11 protein-coding genes and 3 pseudogenes are annotated in these 16,940 nt (G+C 58.3%); 7 read left to right on the forward strand and 7 right to left on the reverse strand.

Annotated features, from left to right (window positions below):
- Positions 1-35 precede the first annotated feature (35 nt).
- The 7 genes and pseudogenes from yhdP to csrD all read right to left on the reverse strand — a co-directional run bounded on the left by yhdP (position 36) and on the right by csrD (position 11,341).
- Positions 36-3,851: an AsmA2 domain-containing protein YhdP gene (gene yhdP, locus CINSTRO3249_RS01300; protein ID WP_074011849.1), complete on the reverse strand. Its 3,816-nt coding sequence runs from the start codon at positions 3,849-3,851 to the stop codon at positions 36-38.
- Between the two features lie 85 nt (positions 3,852-3,936).
- A complete protein-coding gene (rng, locus tag CINSTRO3249_RS01305; protein ID WP_074011850.1) occupies positions 3,937-5,406 on the reverse strand; it encodes a ribonuclease G in 1,470 nt (489 codons plus the stop codon).
- Between the two features lie 13 nt (positions 5,407-5,419).
- Positions 5,420-5,989, reverse strand: a complete 570-nt coding sequence (locus CINSTRO3249_RS01310; protein ID WP_074011851.1) for a Maf family protein — start codon at positions 5,987-5,989, stop codon at positions 5,420-5,422.
- Positions 5,990-6,007: 18 nt separating this feature from the next.
- On the reverse strand, positions 6,008-6,496 hold the full coding sequence (gene mreD, locus CINSTRO3249_RS01315) for a rod shape-determining protein MreD (RefSeq protein WP_074011852.1): 489 nt from the start codon (positions 6,494-6,496) through the stop codon (positions 6,008-6,010).
- A gap of 446 nt (positions 6,497-6,942) precedes the next feature.
- Positions 6,943-7,956 (reverse strand): annotated as a pseudogene (gene mreC, locus CINSTRO3249_RS01320) (rod shape-determining protein MreC); the annotation flags it as partial.
- 94 nt (positions 7,957-8,050) lie between these two features.
- A complete protein-coding gene (gene mreB / locus CINSTRO3249_RS01325) occupies positions 8,051-9,094 on the reverse strand; it encodes a rod shape-determining protein MreB (RefSeq protein WP_011410020.1) in 1,044 nt (347 codons plus the stop codon).
- A gap of 312 nt (positions 9,095-9,406) precedes the next feature.
- A complete protein-coding gene (gene csrD / locus CINSTRO3249_RS01330; protein ID WP_074011853.1) occupies positions 9,407-11,341 on the reverse strand; it encodes an RNase E specificity factor CsrD in 1,935 nt (644 codons plus the stop codon).
- Between the two features lie 140 nt (positions 11,342-11,481).
- Between csrD and msrP the strand changes: the two genes are divergently transcribed.
- From msrP to panF, 7 genes and pseudogenes are all read left to right on the forward strand, one after another.
- On the forward strand, positions 11,482-12,483 hold the full coding sequence (gene msrP / locus CINSTRO3249_RS01335) for a protein-methionine-sulfoxide reductase catalytic subunit MsrP (RefSeq protein ID WP_074011854.1): 1,002 nt from the start codon (positions 11,482-11,484) through the stop codon (positions 12,481-12,483).
- A complete protein-coding gene (msrQ, locus tag CINSTRO3249_RS01340; protein WP_074011855.1) occupies positions 12,483-13,082 on the forward strand; it encodes a protein-methionine-sulfoxide reductase heme-binding subunit MsrQ in 600 nt (199 codons plus the stop codon). The genes msrP and msrQ overlap by 1 nt, the downstream gene beginning before the upstream one ends.
- A gap of 241 nt (positions 13,083-13,323) precedes the next feature.
- Positions 13,324-13,776, forward strand: a complete 453-nt coding sequence (aroQ, locus tag CINSTRO3249_RS01345; RefSeq protein WP_074011856.1) for a type II 3-dehydroquinate dehydratase — start codon at positions 13,324-13,326, stop codon at positions 13,774-13,776.
- Between the two features lie 21 nt (positions 13,777-13,797).
- The gene (gene accB, locus CINSTRO3249_RS01350) at positions 13,798-14,262 is read left to right on the forward strand and encodes an acetyl-CoA carboxylase biotin carboxyl carrier protein (RefSeq protein WP_074011857.1); all 465 of its coding nucleotides are present in this window, start codon (positions 13,798-13,800) and stop codon (positions 14,260-14,262) included.
- Between the two features lie 11 nt (positions 14,263-14,273).
- Positions 14,274-15,623 carry an acetyl-CoA carboxylase biotin carboxylase subunit gene (gene accC / locus CINSTRO3249_RS01355; protein ID WP_074011858.1) on the forward strand — a complete coding sequence of 450 codons (1,350 nt, stop codon included), beginning with the start codon at positions 14,274-14,276 and terminating at the stop codon, positions 15,621-15,623.
- Between the two features lie 157 nt (positions 15,624-15,780).
- Positions 15,781-15,972, forward strand: a pseudogene (locus CINSTRO3249_RS17500) (YhdT family protein); the annotation flags it as partial.
- 39 nt (positions 15,973-16,011) lie between these two features.
- Positions 16,012-16,698 (forward strand): annotated as a pseudogene (panF, locus tag CINSTRO3249_RS17505) (sodium/pantothenate symporter); the annotation flags it as partial.
- Between the last annotated feature and the right edge of the window lie 242 nt (positions 16,699-16,940).

Raw genomic sequence — 16,940 nt, forward strand, 5'->3', positions numbered from 1 at the left:
CGGCAATTCCCTGTCGGCGTCAAATAACCGGCCTTTTAATTCGACTTGGCCTCTGCACCCCGCGGCTGACGTAAAACTTCCTGTATTTTCGGCTCGTCGAGGCTGCCGCTAATATGGTAGCGAATAAGCGATAGCTTTTTCCACAAGGGCGCCAATACTTTGCTGGCGGCAAAGACCGCGGCCCCCACCACCGGGTTAATGACGAAAGCCGTCGCCACCCCGACCGTTGCTGAAATTTCCGGCGCGATCACGGCTTGCATATCAATGCGCTGGCGGTTTAAGTCTACATCGCCGGTCATGGCGATATCCGCCTCCAGGCCGTCGACCAGCAGGTCATTGGTATGTAACGTGCCGTCTTTCAACCAGGCGGTACCTTTGATCGAATCAAAATAGAACCCTTTGCCGAAGGTGTCGCTAAAATCGAACTGCAATTTACGCAGCAGGGCATCGAAGCTCACCAACCGCAGGAGGCGCCCGGCGCTGCCGCTGCTGATGTTGTCGATTTTGCCTTTGCCCAGTTGGCTGTGCAGCACCCCGTTTAGACTGGCGATATCGGGCTGCCAGGGCGCCTCGCGCCAGTGCAAATCGTAATTGATATGAAAAGGCGCCTCGCGCAGCGGCAAATCCATGCCGATATAATCGGCCGCGGCGCCGATATCTTTCCCCGTCAGCGTGCCTTTCAACGAGGTCCGGTTCTCGCGGCGGTTGTGCAGCCAGCTGCCCTCGGCGTTCAGCCGCGCGTTGCCGGTATCGATAACACCGCCGGTGAGCATCAGCGTGTCCTGCTGCGGTTGGATAGTGGCGCTGACTTGCCCCAAATTCTGCCCTTTAATCCAGCACTGGCGGCAGGTGAAAGACAGCGCGGGCCAGCCGGCGAAGGTGTCGCCGTCGCTTAAAAGCTGTGCCGTGGGGGATGCACCAGCATCCCCGCCGGCGGTAGCAAATGTCGGGTTGTAGTAGAGATATGCCAGGTAGGCGTGCCAGGGCGCGTTCGCGGCCATGGTCAGCGTGCCGTTAATTTCTTTTCCCTGCGCCGTTACCTTGCTGCCGCCGGCCACATTACTGCGGGTCAACGCCAGCTGATGCCAGACCTGGCCGCCCAAAGTCAAGGCCGGGGTGCGCAGCGTCAGCGCATCGGGAAAACGAAAACGCGCGGCCGATAGCGGATCCCCCGCCGGGGCCGGCGATTTCAGCAACGCCAGCCATTTTTCACCATCAAGCGCCGGCAGCGACAGCGTCAGGCTGCGGTCTGCCGGCAACGCGGGTATCTTGCCGCCGTCCGCCCAGGCGCCACGCGCCAGCGTGACCTGACGCCCCAGCAGCCATTGGCTATTAAAACTGTTGCTGCCGCCGGCGTGGCCGCCCAATAAGAAGGAGCGCATGTCGCCGGTCGCATTTACCGCAAGCGTTAACGGCCGCCCACCCTGTTTATCCAGCGGCGGAGGCAAGTGACTGCTTACCTCTTTCAGATCGCTTTTCACCGCGACCTGATAGCGTATATCCCCTTTCAGCGGTAAAGCGACGGCGATATCGCTCTGCCAGGCGGCGCGGCCATTGACCGAAGTCTTCAACGCGTTCGGTAGCCCGGGCAATTGGTTAAGCGCCCAGTCCCCTTTCAGGCCGACGTTGACATCGAAGCCGGTGGGCTTCTCCCTGGTGGTGAAATTCACCGCGACCGGTTGGCCGAACCATTGCGCATCAAGCGGCGCACTGTCCAAATTCCCGTTGCTGTAATGGAAATTACCGTTTAGCCGCTCAAGCGTAGTGCCGAGCGGTTTGATAAACAGTGAATTATTCTGTAGCGCTACATTGCCGGCAGCGGTCACCGGCTGGCCGTCGAGAGGAATATCCAAATGCAGGTCGCCGTGCACCTCCCCGCCAACCTGCAACTCATCAAGCGTTTTGCCGAGCGACGCTTTAAGCGGTGTTTGCAGGAAATAGTCGCGGATAGCGTCGCCGGTGCCGCTAAGGCCGGCGTCAATCAACAGTTTTTCTTTGGAATAATCGGGAATACTGGCGGCGATATTACTGCCCTTAGCCTCACCGAGCGCGGTTTGCGGCGCATGCATAAACAGGCCGTCGTTGACGAAATCCAGGTCGATATCCAGCTGGGTCAGCGCCGGCCAACCGGGTTCAAACTCATATTCCGCCTGCCTGAGCGGCACCCACACCTCAAACTGTCCATCGTTATGTTTGAACGGGAACCGGCTGGGATTGCCGGCAAATAACAGAGTGGCATTATCGACCTGACCGCCTTTAAGCGCGCCGGTCAGGTAGTCCACCAGGCGGGTTCCCATCAGTGGTTCCGGGAAATAGCGCCAGGCATCAGCGGCGTCGTCCAGGCGCAAACCGGCAAGGATATCCAACCAGGGCTCGCCTTTCACCGGCTTATGGAAATAGAAATCGCCGTTGGCCCACAGCGACCTTGCCTGCGCATCGATATGACGGCCCCACAGCACCAACCCTTCCTGCGGGTTATGACGCCAGTCAAAGGTTGCACGGGCGCGGGACAGCGCCAGCGGCGCGCGGAACATGCTGGGATAGGGAAGCGTGCTGTCGTCCAGCGCCAGCTGCAGCCGGCCGGTGGCCAGCGAGCCTTCTGCCGAGCCAGAGACGTGCTCCGCCCCCGGCAGCAGCTCCCAGGTCTGCCAACTGAGGTTGCGCCAGCGCGCCTGAAAACGCGTGGCGCCGGGGTCGTTAAGCGGGATGTCCAGCGCCAATGCGGACAGCTCGCCGCGCGGCTGCAGATCATGCCAACGGGCGCGTAGCGTCGGCGTTACCGCCGAGATAAGCGGCAGCAGCGGGCTGAACCGCTCCAAAGCGAGCCCGCTGGCGCGCAGGCGGATCTCGCCTTGCCGATCGGGGAAAAAGAGATGCCGTTTCGCCGGCAGCCAGAATAAGGACAGCGCCGCGGGCGCCCAGGATTGGCCGTCGGTGGCAATATTCAGCGCCGGCACGTCCATCTGCCAGGCATCCTGCCGTTTACTGAGATGGAGCGCCAGCTGACTGACGTCGAGCCGGTGCGTCTGGTCGCCGTCCTGCCAGAGCGCCGCGCCACGGCTGAGCAGCGCGTCCGCACCGGCTATCTCCCCCTTTTCCAGGGTAAGCCAGGCCGCCAGACTGAAATCGGCGCTTTGCAGACCGGTATTGCTCTGCAGCAGTTGGCTAAACCACGGCTTGAGATCGACATCACGGGCCTGCAGATACACCTTGCCGTTATCCAGCAGCCCCTGCTGATCGTGCAGATCCATGCGCACGTCGATAGCCCCCTGCTGCACCTCGGTACTCGATAAGCTGATCTGGCCTTCTGCACGGTGGCGGTTGCGGGTATTAAGCCAGGTAAGTTGCGGTACGGAAAGCCGGGTGCGCTCTCCCGGCGGGGTTAAGAAGGTGATCTGGCTGTCGCGCAGGATAAAATGATCGAACTGACGCAGGAAAAGATTGGAAAGACGATCGGAACTGATGGGGCTACCGCGGTGATCCCGCCCCATCAACGTGGTATTAAGATCCAATTGCAGGCGGTAAAAGGTGACATCGCGGAATTGCCAGCGCCAGTGCAGCAGGGATTGCCACACGTCCAGCACCAGCGTGGCGCGCTGCACGTGCAGCCGCTCGTCCGCGGTAGCGGCATCAATGCCGCCAATATCCAGCGTCGGTCCAAAGGATTGCCAGCTGCCTTGTAGCTGTCGCAGCTGGATATCGGCATCGAAAGCGCGATTTAATACGGAGACTATTTGTGGACGGAAACGATCCAGGTGCGGTAACGCCAGACGCAGCGCGCTAACCGTCAACGCCACCAGGACGATCAGGGTGGCACCTATCGCCATCAGTATCCCCGGTAGTCGCTTCACGCCTGTCTCCTTGCTTGCTGTTGCGCGGCCGTCGCGTCCGACGTGACGGCTTTTACTGGTTGCAGAACTGCCTGAGGGCAACGGCTTACATCATCACCACATCAAACTGCTCCTGGCTGTAAAGCGGCTCGATTTGCACCTTCACCTGCTTGCCGACGAAAATTTCCACCTCCGCCAACGCGTGGGATTCATCGCTCTTCAGCGCTTCGCCCACCGCGGCCGAGGCATAGACCAGAAAACGGTCGGAGTCATAGGCATGGTGGACGCGCACGATTTCACGCATGATTTCATAGCACACTGTTTCAAGCGTTTTCACCGTTCCACGGCCGTGACAGGTAGGACACTCGCTGCACAGCACATGTTCAATACTTTCACGTGTGCGTTTACGTGTCATCTCCACCAGTCCCAATTGTGAGAAACCGTTAATACCGGTTTTCACCCGATCTTTACTCAGCGCCTGCTCAAGGGAGTGCAGCACCCGCCGGCGATGCTCCTCATTGCTCATATCGATAAAATCAATAATGATGATCCCGCCGAGATTACGCAGCCGCAGCTGGCGCGCAATGGCCTGCGTCGCCTCGATATTGGTATTGAAGATCGTTTCATCAAGATTGCGGTGGCCGACGAAGGCGCCCGTATTGATATCGATAGTGGTCATCGCCTCGGTTTGATCGATGATCAGATAGCCGCCGGACTTCAACTCCACCTTACGTTCCAGCGAGCGCTGAATTTCATTTTCCACATCGTAAAGATCGAAAATCGGTTGCTTGCCGCTGTAATATTCCAGCTTGGCGGTCATCTCGGGAATATATTCAGCGGTAAACTCCAGCAGTAATTCGTGCGTCAGCCGTGAGTCGACCCGAATACGGTCCAGCGCCGCCCCGGCGAAGTCGCGCAAAATACGCTGGGCGAGAGCCAGCTCGCCATACAGCATATAGCGGGTCTGATTACGGCGCTTGCGCTCCATGACCTTGGTCCACAGCCGTTTGAGAAAGGCGGCGTCCTGAGACAATTCTTCACTGCCAATACCTTCGGCCGCGGTACGGATGATGAAACCACCCTGCTCGTCGCAGTACTGCGCCACGATTTGTTTCAATCGTTCGCGTTCCGCCTCACTATCAATACGCTGAGATACACCCACATGGGCGGCGCCGGGCATAAACACCAGATAACGCGATGGCAGCGTAATATCGGTGGTCAGTCGCGCGCCTTTCGTCCCCAGAGGATCTTTCACCACCTGGACCATAATATCCTGCCCCTGGCGCACCAGCTCGGCGATATCGCGCACCTGAAAATTCTTTTGTTCTTCGCCGGCCACGCATTCGGTATGGGGCATAATATCCGAGGCATGCAGGAAGGCGGCTTTATCCAGGCCGATATCGACAAACGCCGCTTGCATGCCCGGCAGCACGCGACTGACCCGCCCTTTATAAATATTACCGACAATACCGCGCCGCGCTTCCCGCTCGATATGGATTTCCTGCAGGATGCCGCCGTCGATATAGGCAACCCGCGTTTCAGAGGGCGTGATATTGACCAGTAATTCAGCTGTCATAGATTCCTCTTGCTCAAACCTGAGCGTTGAATTCACCGAGCAGTTCCCAGGTTTCCACCAGCGGCAAGCCTACCACGGCATGATAACTGCCGTGTAATGCTCGCACGAACGCGCCGCCCTTACCCTGAATGCCGTAGGCGCCGGCCTTGTCCATCGGTTCGCCGCCCGCAATATAGCGGTCGATCTCGGCAGACGTTAGTGGGCGAAATGTCACGTCGGTCACCACCACACGGCTCGCGATCCGCCCGGCATCAGCCATCGCCACCGCGGTCATCACTTGATGGCGCTGACCGGAAAGCTGAGTCAGCATCTGCCGCGCGTGTCGACGGTCCTGCGGCTTTTCCAGCACCTGTTGCTGGAGCACCACTATGGTGTCGGCGCCCAGCACCGGTCGGGGTTCCGGCGCGCGGGCCACGCCGGCGCACGCTTTCTCGCGCGCCAGCCGCTGCACGTAGTCTAGCGCGCTTTCCCCGTATTGGCGCTGCTCTGCCACCGGGGCGGCAATCACCGCAAAGGGGATATCCAGCAGCGCCAGTAATTCCCTGCGCCGGGGCGAAGCGGACGCCAGATAAATCGCTTTCATTGCGGTTTCCCTCTCTCGCTACTGCACGGCAAATTGACGGCGTATTTTGCGCATCAGCAGGAACAGCCAGGGCCACAATACGCCATCCACCACGCTGCTCCAGAATATTTCCGGGCGGAATGAAACATTAATCACTAAAAATTCCGCCCAGAATACGATCACCTGGGTCGTTAATGACAGCAGTATCACAATCAGCGCCTGTTGCCAAAGGGCCATGTTACGAAATAACTGAAATTTGAAGACCACCAGATAGGCGAGAATACTTAGCGCCAGGGCGCGCACGCCCAGCGTCGAGCCGAGGATCAGATCCATTATCAGCCCGAGGATAAAGCCGGTGCCCACATTCACCCGATGCGGCAGCGCCATCACCCAGTAAATGAGCAGCAAGTTAAGCCAGGAGGGCCGGAAAAGATACAGCTGCGGCGGCCAGGGCATGATTTGCAGAACAATCGCGATAAGGAATGAGAGCCAGATGATCCAGCCGCCATGGCGGTGATACCGGTTCATTGCCGCTCTCCCGCGCCGCTGAACAGTGGCCGCCGCGGCGGCGCGTTCTGGGTAGCGCCAGCGGCGCCCTGACGACCGCCGCTGCCCGCGCCGGACGAAGCTGCGCCATTCGGCGTCACATTGCGGTTGCCCGCGCCGGACGAGGCTGCGCCATTCGGCGTCACATTGCGGTTGCCCGCGCCGGACGAAGCTGCGCCATTCGGCGACAAACTGCGGTTGCCCGCGCCGGACGAAGCTGCGCCATTCGGCGACAAACTGCGGTTGCCCGCGCCGGACGAGGCTGCGCCATTCGGCGTCACGTTGCGGTTGCCCGCGCCGGATGAGACTGCGCCATTCGGCGTCACATTGCGGTTGACCGCGCCAGACGAGGCTGCGCCATTTGTCGGTAAACTGCGGTTGCCCGCATCGGAGGAGGCGGTGCCATTCGTTAATGAACTGCGGTTGGCCGCGCCGGGCGCGGTTGCGCCACTGCCCGCGCTATCGGTCGCCGTGCCGCCCGCGGCGGGCTGGGCACCACCGCTGGCCGGCGGCGGCGGGCCCATGGCATCAGGCGGCGGCAGCACCTGCGGCATCATCTGCATCAGGCGCTCGTTGGCCACTCTGTGGACCTCGTCGGGCGGCAGCGGCACTTCGCCGCGCGGGTCGGCGCCCCATAGCAATAGCAGGTAGCGCAAACGCTGCAGGCCGGCGGTGGGCCGCGCCTGAATAATGGTATAGGCGCGCTGGGTATCGACTTTGACCGAAGACACGACCGCCACCGGATACCCTTCCGGGAAACGGCCACCCAGACCAGAGGTCACCAACACATCGCCGACGCGGATGTCGGTATTGCCCGGCAAATGCTCCAGCTGCAGATCCTCGGTGCAACCGTTACCGGCGACGATCACGCGGATATCGTTACGCAACACCTGAATCGGCAGCGCATGGGAAGCGTCGCAAATCAGCAGCACGCGGCTGGTGAGCTTGCTGGTGGCAATCACCTGGCCTACCACGCCTTTATCGCTGATGACCGGCTGGCCGACATAAACGCCATTGTCCAGCCCCTTGTCGATCACCACCTGATCGCTATAGGGATCGGTACTGGTGGAGATCACCTGGGTGACCATTTTCTGTTCATCCTGACGCAGCGGCGAGCCCAGCAGCTCGCGCAGCCGGGCGTTTTCCTGTTTATACTGGCCCAGCAACAGTTGCTCGCTGTTTTTTAACAGCAACTCCTGGCGCAGCGCCCGGTTTTCCAGCGCCAGCTGGGCGCGGGTCGCCAGCGTCTGCGACACATTATCCAACATCTGACGCGGGCCATTCGCCAGGAAGTAAAAAGGACTCACGGCCGTATCCATATAGGTACGGATTTTCACGAACGTCCCCAGCCGGCTGTCGGCGATAATGGCGGCAATAGCGACCATGACCGCCAGAAAAAGTCGCAGTTGCAGAGAAGGGCCTCTGCTGAAAATCGGCTTCATAAACTATGCGTTTTCCTCAACAAAAAAGGGGGGCGCCGTCCGGGACTGCCCATTGCCGCATTCACCCGGACGGTTCCCCCCTTTTCGAGGCAGGTTATTCTTCGCTGAACAAATCACCGCCGTGCATATCGATCATCTCCAGCGCCTTGCCGCCGCCGCGGGCGACGCAGGTGAGCGGATCTTCCGCCACCACGACCGGGATGCCGGTTTCCTCCATCAGCAGGCGATCGAGATTACGCAGCAAAGCCCCGCCGCCGGTAAGCACCATACCGCGCTCGGAAATATCGGAGGCCAGCTCTGGCGGACACTGTTCCAGCGCCACCATCACCGCACTCACGATACCGGTTAACGGCTCCTGCAGCGCTTCCAGAATCTCGTTCGAGTTCAGGGTGAAACCGCGCGGCACGCCCTCGGCCAGATTGCGGCCGCGCACTTCAATCTCGCGCACTTCGTCGTCTGGATAGGCGGAACCGATACCGTGTTTAATCCGCTCCGCCGTGGCCTCGCCAATCAACGAGCCATAATTGCGGCGCACATAGTTAATAATAGCTTCATCGAAGCGATCGCCGCCAATGCGCACGGAAGAAGAGTACACCACGCCGTTAAGCGAAATAACCGCGACCTCGGTGGTACCGCCGCCGATATCCACCACCATCGAGCCCGTCGCTTCAGAAACCGGCAATCCGGCGCCGATGGCGGCGGCCATGGGTTCTTCAATCAAAAACACTTCGCGCGCGCCTGCGCCCTGCGCGGATTCACGAATCGCACGGCGCTCTACCTGGGTGGCCCCCACCGGAACGCAGACCAGCACGCGCGGGCTGGGCCGCATGAAGCTGTTGCTGTGAACCTGTTTGATAAAGTGCTGCAGCATTTTCTCGGTGACGAAGAAATCGGCGATAACGCCATCCTTCATCGGCCGGATGGCCGCGATGTTGCCGGGCGTACGCCCCAGCATCTGCTTCGCTTCATGGCCGACGGCCGCAACGCTTTTCGGCGAACCAGCGCGGTCCTGACGAATGGCAACGACGGAAGGTTCGTTCAGGACAATGCCCTGTCCTTTTACATAAATGAGGGTATTGGCGGTACCCAGGTCGATGGACAAGTCATTGGAAAACATGCCACGAAATTTTTTAAACATAACTGAAGGATAATCCTGCAAGCTGGGGCGAAAAATGAAATCCGCCTACTTTACCAACCACGAGAAGCAGCGACAAGGCGTAAAAACGCGCGACTTCTATGAAAAATACGTCCCCGTTAACATTCCCACTTACCGAAGAAATTTCCTCTGCGGATTTTAGCCAGACGAAGTGCGAGATTATCACTTTTTCTGACGTTCAATATAACGAATATAAGGGTCATAATCGGGTAAATTCCCCTATTCGTGCATTGTGAGCGCCTACTAACGTGTGAGGCTGTTGGGGCGTATTGTACGTTAATTTTGCACGGACTTTTATACTAATCTCGGATCAAATCGTGAATATTTTTTTAGCAACTCTCCTAACGGCGCGATCGGCGCGAAAAAATCCCCCTCGCCGCCTGCCACGGCGTTATCCAGCAAGGTTTGCCACTCGCGCGCGCTGCGCACGCCGGTGGCAAAAACCCGCGTCCGGGTGCCCAGGCACGCTTCCGGTAAACTTTGCACGAACAGCTGATTCTCCTGACGCCGGTCGATATCGCGCACCAGACCGGGGTGCAGCTTGATGACCGAAATCGGCACCAGACTGATATAACCGGTACTGACCAAGGTCATCCCCGCCCGGTTGACCGTTAACGGGCAACCGAGTCCGGTCAGCAGGCGCAGCGCCGGACGTAAGGGCTCCAAATGTTGACAGAGATCCGCCTCAACAAGTTCAAACATAATTTGGCCACGAACCAATTTACCGCACTGCATGAGGGTATCACGCAACCAGCGGCGGAAATCGCGTTGCAAAAGTGAGTCCACACTTACCGCGATGGATAACACCACGCCGGGCAATTGGGACAACAGCGGGATGAGCCGCAGCAGTTGCTGGCGTTCATAACGCTGTGCCAGGCCGAGTTGGCGCATCACCGGCAGGAATTCGGCGGCGGTTAAGGTATCGCCGCCATCGTGGATGCGGTTGATAACCACATAATGATCAAGCGCGCCGTCGCGGCCGAAGGCAGGGCGGATGAGCAATTGCGGGCCGCCAGCGGCTAGTGTGTTCTCCAGCAAAGTGCGCCATTTGACATTCCCGCGCGCCTGCTGCGGCACGCGGTTATCATAGACCGACCAGCCGTTCCCCCCCTGCAGCCCCGCCTCGCGGGCGGCATGCTCGGCGCTTTCCATCACCTCCACCGCCGTCTGTCCTGGGCGGTAAGCGCTCACACCGATATGCAGCAATTCGTCGCGACAGGTGACCGGTATATCCGGCAGGGTGGCCAGCGCGCTCAGCAGTTGTTGGGTCAGCGATTCCGCCTCTTTTAACGAGCGGTGCGGCAAGAGTACCGCCAGATCGTCGCGGAAGTAGTGCGCCAGCAGCGCATCTGGATAGCGTTTGAGCGATACCGATACAAAATTGATCAGGGCGCCGTCAATCGCCGCGGCATGGGCCGCCCCGAGCCGCTCCGGGTCCGGTCGCATAAGCAACAGCACCACGCCGTGGGCGCCGACATCCTGATTATCCTCAAGCTGCAGCGCCAGTTGGCTCTCGAACGACAGCCGGTTGGTCAGACCGGTACGCGCGTCATGGGCGGCGAAAGCGCGGATCAAGATATCGACCCGACTACGCTGCTCACGCGCCTGCGCCAAATCGCGCAGCAGGCGATCGATTGCGCTGCCGGTCAGGCTAGGCATTTCATCCGGCTGTTCGCCCACATTGTCCCGCTCGCCGTAGATAATGCGTCTGGCGCGGGTTTCCAGCGACTCTTGCGGCTGTATTTGCCGTCGCAGCCAGCGCAGGGCAAGGAACAAAAACACGATGATTAACCCCAGTGCCACGCTGACCGGCGCGGTGGCGCGCAGGGAATGGACATCGCTGGCCAGCGTGTCGGTGTAAAAGATAACCAACCGGTAATCAGGATGGCGCGGCAGGGGCAATTCCCGCTGCCGCTGGGTGTCCGATAACGGATCGCCGCGCCCGCTGCCCGGCGGTAGCGCCAGGCGGTAAACGGTTTCCCCCTCACGCCGCAGCGCCAGTTGGGTGATGCCGGCGCCGTCCATCGCCAGCGGCAGCCAGGGCGTCATGGCAGACAGCGGCTCGGTCAACATCAGGCGATCGAAACTGTCGGCCATCGCCGTCAACTGCCTGTCCAGGCGTTTCTGGTGTAACCTGAAATAACTCAATGCGCTGCCCGCCAGCATTAGCAGCGTCACCAGGGCACAAAGCATGGCCGTCATGGCCGAGAGTCGGACGTTGAGTCGCATCCCTGAACTCCATAACAAAAGAAGGTTACCGGTATTTGTTCACGGGCCGCATTAAAAATAGCCGTTTCCGCCAGCGAATAAAAACGCAATTTATACGTCATACTTAAACCGGCACTAAAATAATTTCGCTGGAGTCTGCCATGAAACCTTTGCCCCCCTTACGCGAGGCCGACGTCACCGCCGAAGATGTGTTTTTTCAGCGCCGTAAGGTACTGAAAGCGCTAGGCATTACCGCCGCCACCGTCAGCCTGTCCCCTTCGGCGCGCGCCGACCTGCTGTCATTTTTCAGTCGCGATAAGGCGGTGGAGCCGCCGCCGGCCAAGCCGCTGGACTTTTCTCGACCGGCGGCATGGCACCTGGAAACACCGCTAACGCCGTTAGACAAGGTCACCGGTTATAATAATTTTTACGAATTCGGGCTGGATAAGGCAGATCCCGCCGCGCACGCCGGCGGGTTAAAAACCGAGGGGTGGCAAGTCCGTATCGACGGCGAGGTGGCGAAACCGATGACGCTCGACATAGCCGATATTGTTAAGCGGTTCGCGCTGGAAGAACGTATTTACCGGTTGCGCTGTGTGGAGGCCTGGTCAATGGTGGTCCCCTGGATCGGGTTTGAGCTTAACAAACTACTGAAGTTGGTAGAGCCCACCGGTCAGGCGCGATTTGTCGCCTTCCAGACCCTCCATGATCCCGAACAAATGCCGGGAGAGAAAGACAGTTTTATCGGCGGCTGCCTGCAATATCCGTATGTGGAGGCCTTGCGGCTGGATGAAGCGATGCACCCGCTGGCGTTAATGACCGTGGGCGTCTACGGCAAGACGCTGCCGCCGCAAAATGGCGCCCCGATTAGGCTGATTACCCCTTGGAAATACGGTTTCAAAGGCATTAAATCCATCGTGCATATCCGCTTGACCCGCGAAAAACCGCCCACCACCTGGAATTTGTCGGCGCCGAATGAATATGGTTTTTACGCCAACGTCAATCCCCATGTGGATCATCCGCGCTGGTCCCAGGCAACAGAGAGGGTAATCGGTAGCGGCGGGATTCTGGACGTCAAACGGCAACCGACATTGCTGTTCAATGGTTATGCCGATCAGGTGGCCAGTCTGTATCGCGGCCTCGACCTGCGGGAGAATTTTTAATGCGCCTGAGTCTGAAACAGATTGTCTTCTTGAAAGTCTTATTGCATCTGGCCGCCTTATTGCCGCTACTGTGGCTGGTCTACGCCGTCAACGAGGGGGCTTTCAGCGCCGATCCCGTCAAAGATATTCAACATTTCACCGGCCGCATGGCGCTTAAGCTGTTACTGGCCTCGCTATTGGTGACGCCGCTGGCCCGCTACGCCCGCCAGCCGCTGCTGATCCGCTGCCGGCGGCTGCTTGGGTTATGGTGTTTCGCCTGGGCGACGCTGCATTTAGCCAGTTATGCGCTGCTGGAGCTCGGGATCGACAATCTGCGCCTACTTAGCCGCGAGCTGGTGACCCGACCTTATCTGATCCTCGGTATGACCAGTTGGATCATTTTGCTGTTACTGACCTGCACCTCTACGCTTTGGGCGCAGCGCAAATTAAAAAATCGCTGGCAAATTTTGCATAATCTGATTTATATAGTGGCCATCCTGGCGCCGATTCACTATCTGTGGTCAGTTAAGATCCTGTCGCCGCAGCCGGTGCTGTATGCCGTGGCGGCGCTGGCGCTTCTGGCCTTGCGCTATAAGAAATTTCGCCAATGGTTACGGTGAAAGATCAATTTTCACTTTCGCTCCGACCGCCAGTTGCGTTATCTTGCTCCCGCCCGAAACAGGTCGTTAAAAGATATCTTCGCGGATACCGCCAGTAATTTGCTGCGAAAATCCGCGATATCATTATAATGCCTGACCCCGATGGCAAATCAGCACCGAAATGTCAGCAAAAAGATGACAAATCGTTTACCGTTGGTTATTTTCTACGGGGTAACGTAAATTGAAGGGAGATCGCCGCACAATGGCTGATAAGTTCCACATTTTGCTTCTCAATGGGCCGAACCTGAATTTGCTCGGCACCCGCGAACCGGACAAGTATGGTCATACCACCCTTGCCGATATTATCGCGGACCTGAGCACGCTGGCCGGCAGTCTGGGGGCAGAACTCAGCCATTTTCAATCCAACGCGGAGCATGCGCTGATCGACCGTATCCATCAGGCCCGGGGCAATACCGATTTTATCGTTATCAACCCCGCGGCGTTTACCCATACCAGCGTCGCCCTGCGCGATGCGCTGTTAGCGGTAAACATCCCGTTCATTGAGATTCACCTCTCCAATGTCCATGCGCGGGAACCTTTCCGTCATCACTCCTATCTGTCTGATATTGCGGTTGGCGTGATATGCGGCCTCGGCGCCGATGGCTATCACTTTGCTTTACAGACGGCGGTCAAACGCCTGTCCACATCCAATTAATTAGAGTATGGAACCCCACTCATGGATATTCGTAAGATCAAGAAACTGATTGAACTGGTTGAAGAATCCGGCATTTCCGAGCTGGAAATTTCTGAAGGTGAAGAATCGGTTCGTATCAGTCGTGCTACGGCGCAACCGGCCTATCCGATGATGCAACAGGCTTATATCCCTGCGGTTCAGCAACAGCCAGCGGCCCCGGCCGTCGCCGCGCCAGTCGCAGCGGAAGCCGCCGCCGTGCCCGCGACCATGAGCGGTCACCTGGTGCGCTCGCCGATGGTGGGGACGTTCTACCGCACCCCCAGCCCGGATGCGAAACCTTTCGTCGAGGTCGGTCAGAAGGTCAACGTTGGCGACACCCTTTGTATCGTTGAAGCGATGAAAATGATGAACCAGATTGAATCGGACAAAGCCGGCGTGGTGAAAGCTATTCTGCTGGACAACGGTCAACCGGTAGAATTCGACGAGCCGCTGGTCGTCATCGAATAACGAGGCGCCAAATGCTAGATAAAATTGTCATCGCCAACCGCGGTGAAATTGCATTGCGTATTCTGCGCGCGTGCAAAGAACTGGGTATTAAAACCGTGGCGGTACATTCCACCGCCGACCGTGACCTGAAACATGTGCTGCTGGCCGATGAGACTATCTGCATCGGCCCGCCGCCTTCGGTTAAAAGTTACCTGAATATTCCCGCCATTATCTCTGCGGCAGAAATTACCGGCTCGGTGGCTATCCACCCGGGTTACGGTTTTCTGTCCGAGAACGCCGATTTCGCCGAGCAGGTGGAGCGTTCTGGTTTTATCTTTATCGGCCCGAGCGCGGAAACCATTAGGCTGATGGGTGATAAAGTTTCCGCCATCAACGCGATGAAAAAAGCCGGCGTCCCCTGCGTCCCCGGTTCCGAAGGACCGGTCGGGGAGGATATGGATAAAAACCGCGCCATCGCTAACCGCATCGGCTATCCGGTCATCATCAAGGCCTCCGGCGGCGGCGGCGGGCGCGGGATGCGCGTGGTGCGCAGCGATAAAGAGCTGGAAGCTTCAATCCGTATGACCCGTGCAGAAGCGAAGGCCGCGTTCAATAACGATATGGTCTACATGGAGAAGTACCTGGAGAATCCGCGCCATATCGAGATTCAGGTGTTGGCGGACGGTCAGGGCAACGCGCTTTATCTTGCTGAGCGCGACTGCTCCATGCAGCGCCGTCATCAGAAAGTGGTAGAAGAAGCGCCGGCCCCGGGCATCACCGAAGAGCTGCGCCGCTTTATCGGCGAGCGTTGCGCCAAAGCCTGCGTGGAAATCGGCTACCGCGGCGCCGGTACCTTTGAGTTCCTGTACGAAAACGGTGAATTCTTCTTTATTGAGATGAATACCCGTATTCAGGTAGAACACCCGGTCACCGAGATGATAACCGGGGTGGATCTTATCAAAGAGCAGTTGCGCATCGCCGCCGGCCACCCCCTCTCGTTGAAGCAGGATGAGGTGAAAGTGTCCGGTCACGCGGTGGAATGCCGTATCAATGCCGAGGATCCCACCAGCTTCCTGCCGAGTCCGGGCAAGATTACCCGCTTCCATGCGCCGGGCGGCTTGGGCGTACGTTGGGAATCGCATATTTATGCCGGTTACTCGGTACCGCCTTATTACGACTCGATGATTGGCAAGCTCATCTGCTTTGGCGAGACGCGGGACGTGGCTATCGCGCGCATGAAAAATGCACTGGCGGAGCTGATTATTGACGGCATTAAAACCAATATCGATCTGCAGTTGAAGATTATGAACGACGAGCATTTCCAGCAGGGTGGCACCAACATCCATTATCTGGAGAAGAAACTCGGGCTGCAGGAAACCTAAGCACCAGGGCGAAAGCCCTTACGCTGCGCACGATACGTCAAGGCCGGTTAAACACCGGCCTTTTGCTATGACGGCGATGAACGTCCGGCAAAGCGTCAACGTGCCGTAAACGCGTGCGTTTTACGGCAAGCGTTAACTTCTTACGGCGAAGATCATTATGGATAAACGATTCCTTCAGGCTCACCGTGAAGCGCGGTGGGCCTTCGGCCTGACACTGGCCTATCTGGCCGCCTGGATTTTGGCGGCTTATCTGCCGGATAGTGGCCCGGGTATCACTGGCCTGCCCCATTGGTTTGAGATGGCCTGTCTGTGGGTGCCGCTGCTGTTTATCGGCCTGTGCTGGCTGATGGTGCGGACAATCATCGCGATATTTCGCTGGAGGACAGCGATGCGCAGTGAAGTGATAGTACCGCTGGTCGCCTACCTGGCGCTGGTGTTCCTGCTGTCGCTGTATGCCTTCCGCCAGCGCGCACAGGGCAATTTTCTCCAGGAATACTTCCTCGGCAACCGCTCAATGGGCGGTTTTGTCCTGGCAATGACCATCACCGCCACCTATATCAGCGCCAGCTCTTTCATCGGCGGGCCGGGGGCGGCCTATAAATACGGTCTCGGCTGGGTGCTGTTATCAATTATCCAACTGCCGGCGGTGTGGTTATCTCTGGGCGTCTTAGGCAAAAAATTCGCCATTCTTGCCAGACGTTACAACGCGGTCACCCTTAACGATATGCTGTTGGCCCGTTTTGGTAGCCCGCTGCTGGTATGGTTGGCCAGCATCAGTCTGCTGGTGGCGTTTATCGGCGCCATGACGGTACAGTTTGTCGGCGGCGCCCGCCTGCTGGAAACCGCCGCCGGCATCCCCTACGATACCGGCCTGTTGATTTTCGGCATCAGCATCGCGCTATATACCGCCTTCGGCGGCTTTCGCGCCAGCGTGCTCAATGACGCCTTTCAAGGGCTGGTCATGCTGTTGGGCACCGCCATCCTGCTGGTAGCGGTAGTGCACGCCGCCGGCGGTATGGGGCCGGCGGTGGAGAAACTGCGGCATATCGATCCAGCGCTGGTCTCCCCTAACGGCATAGGTATCTACACATTTATCGTGATACCTGTTATTACTTTGCAGAATGATTTCAACCTATCTGTTGGCGGGATTGACTCTCGCCTTACCCGCCGATATCAGACGCTGGTTAAACTGAATCACCCCGGATAAATTAGAGTCTATACTTTAAAAGTGGAGGTCTCTATGACAACGACCAAACGTTACTCTCCGGAAGTCCGTGAACGGGCAGTTAATCTAGTGCTGGAAACTCAGCATGAGCA

The organism is Candidatus Sodalis sp. SoCistrobi (assembly GCF_900143145.1).
GTDB lineage: Bacteria > Pseudomonadota > Gammaproteobacteria > Enterobacterales > Enterobacteriaceae > SoCistrobi.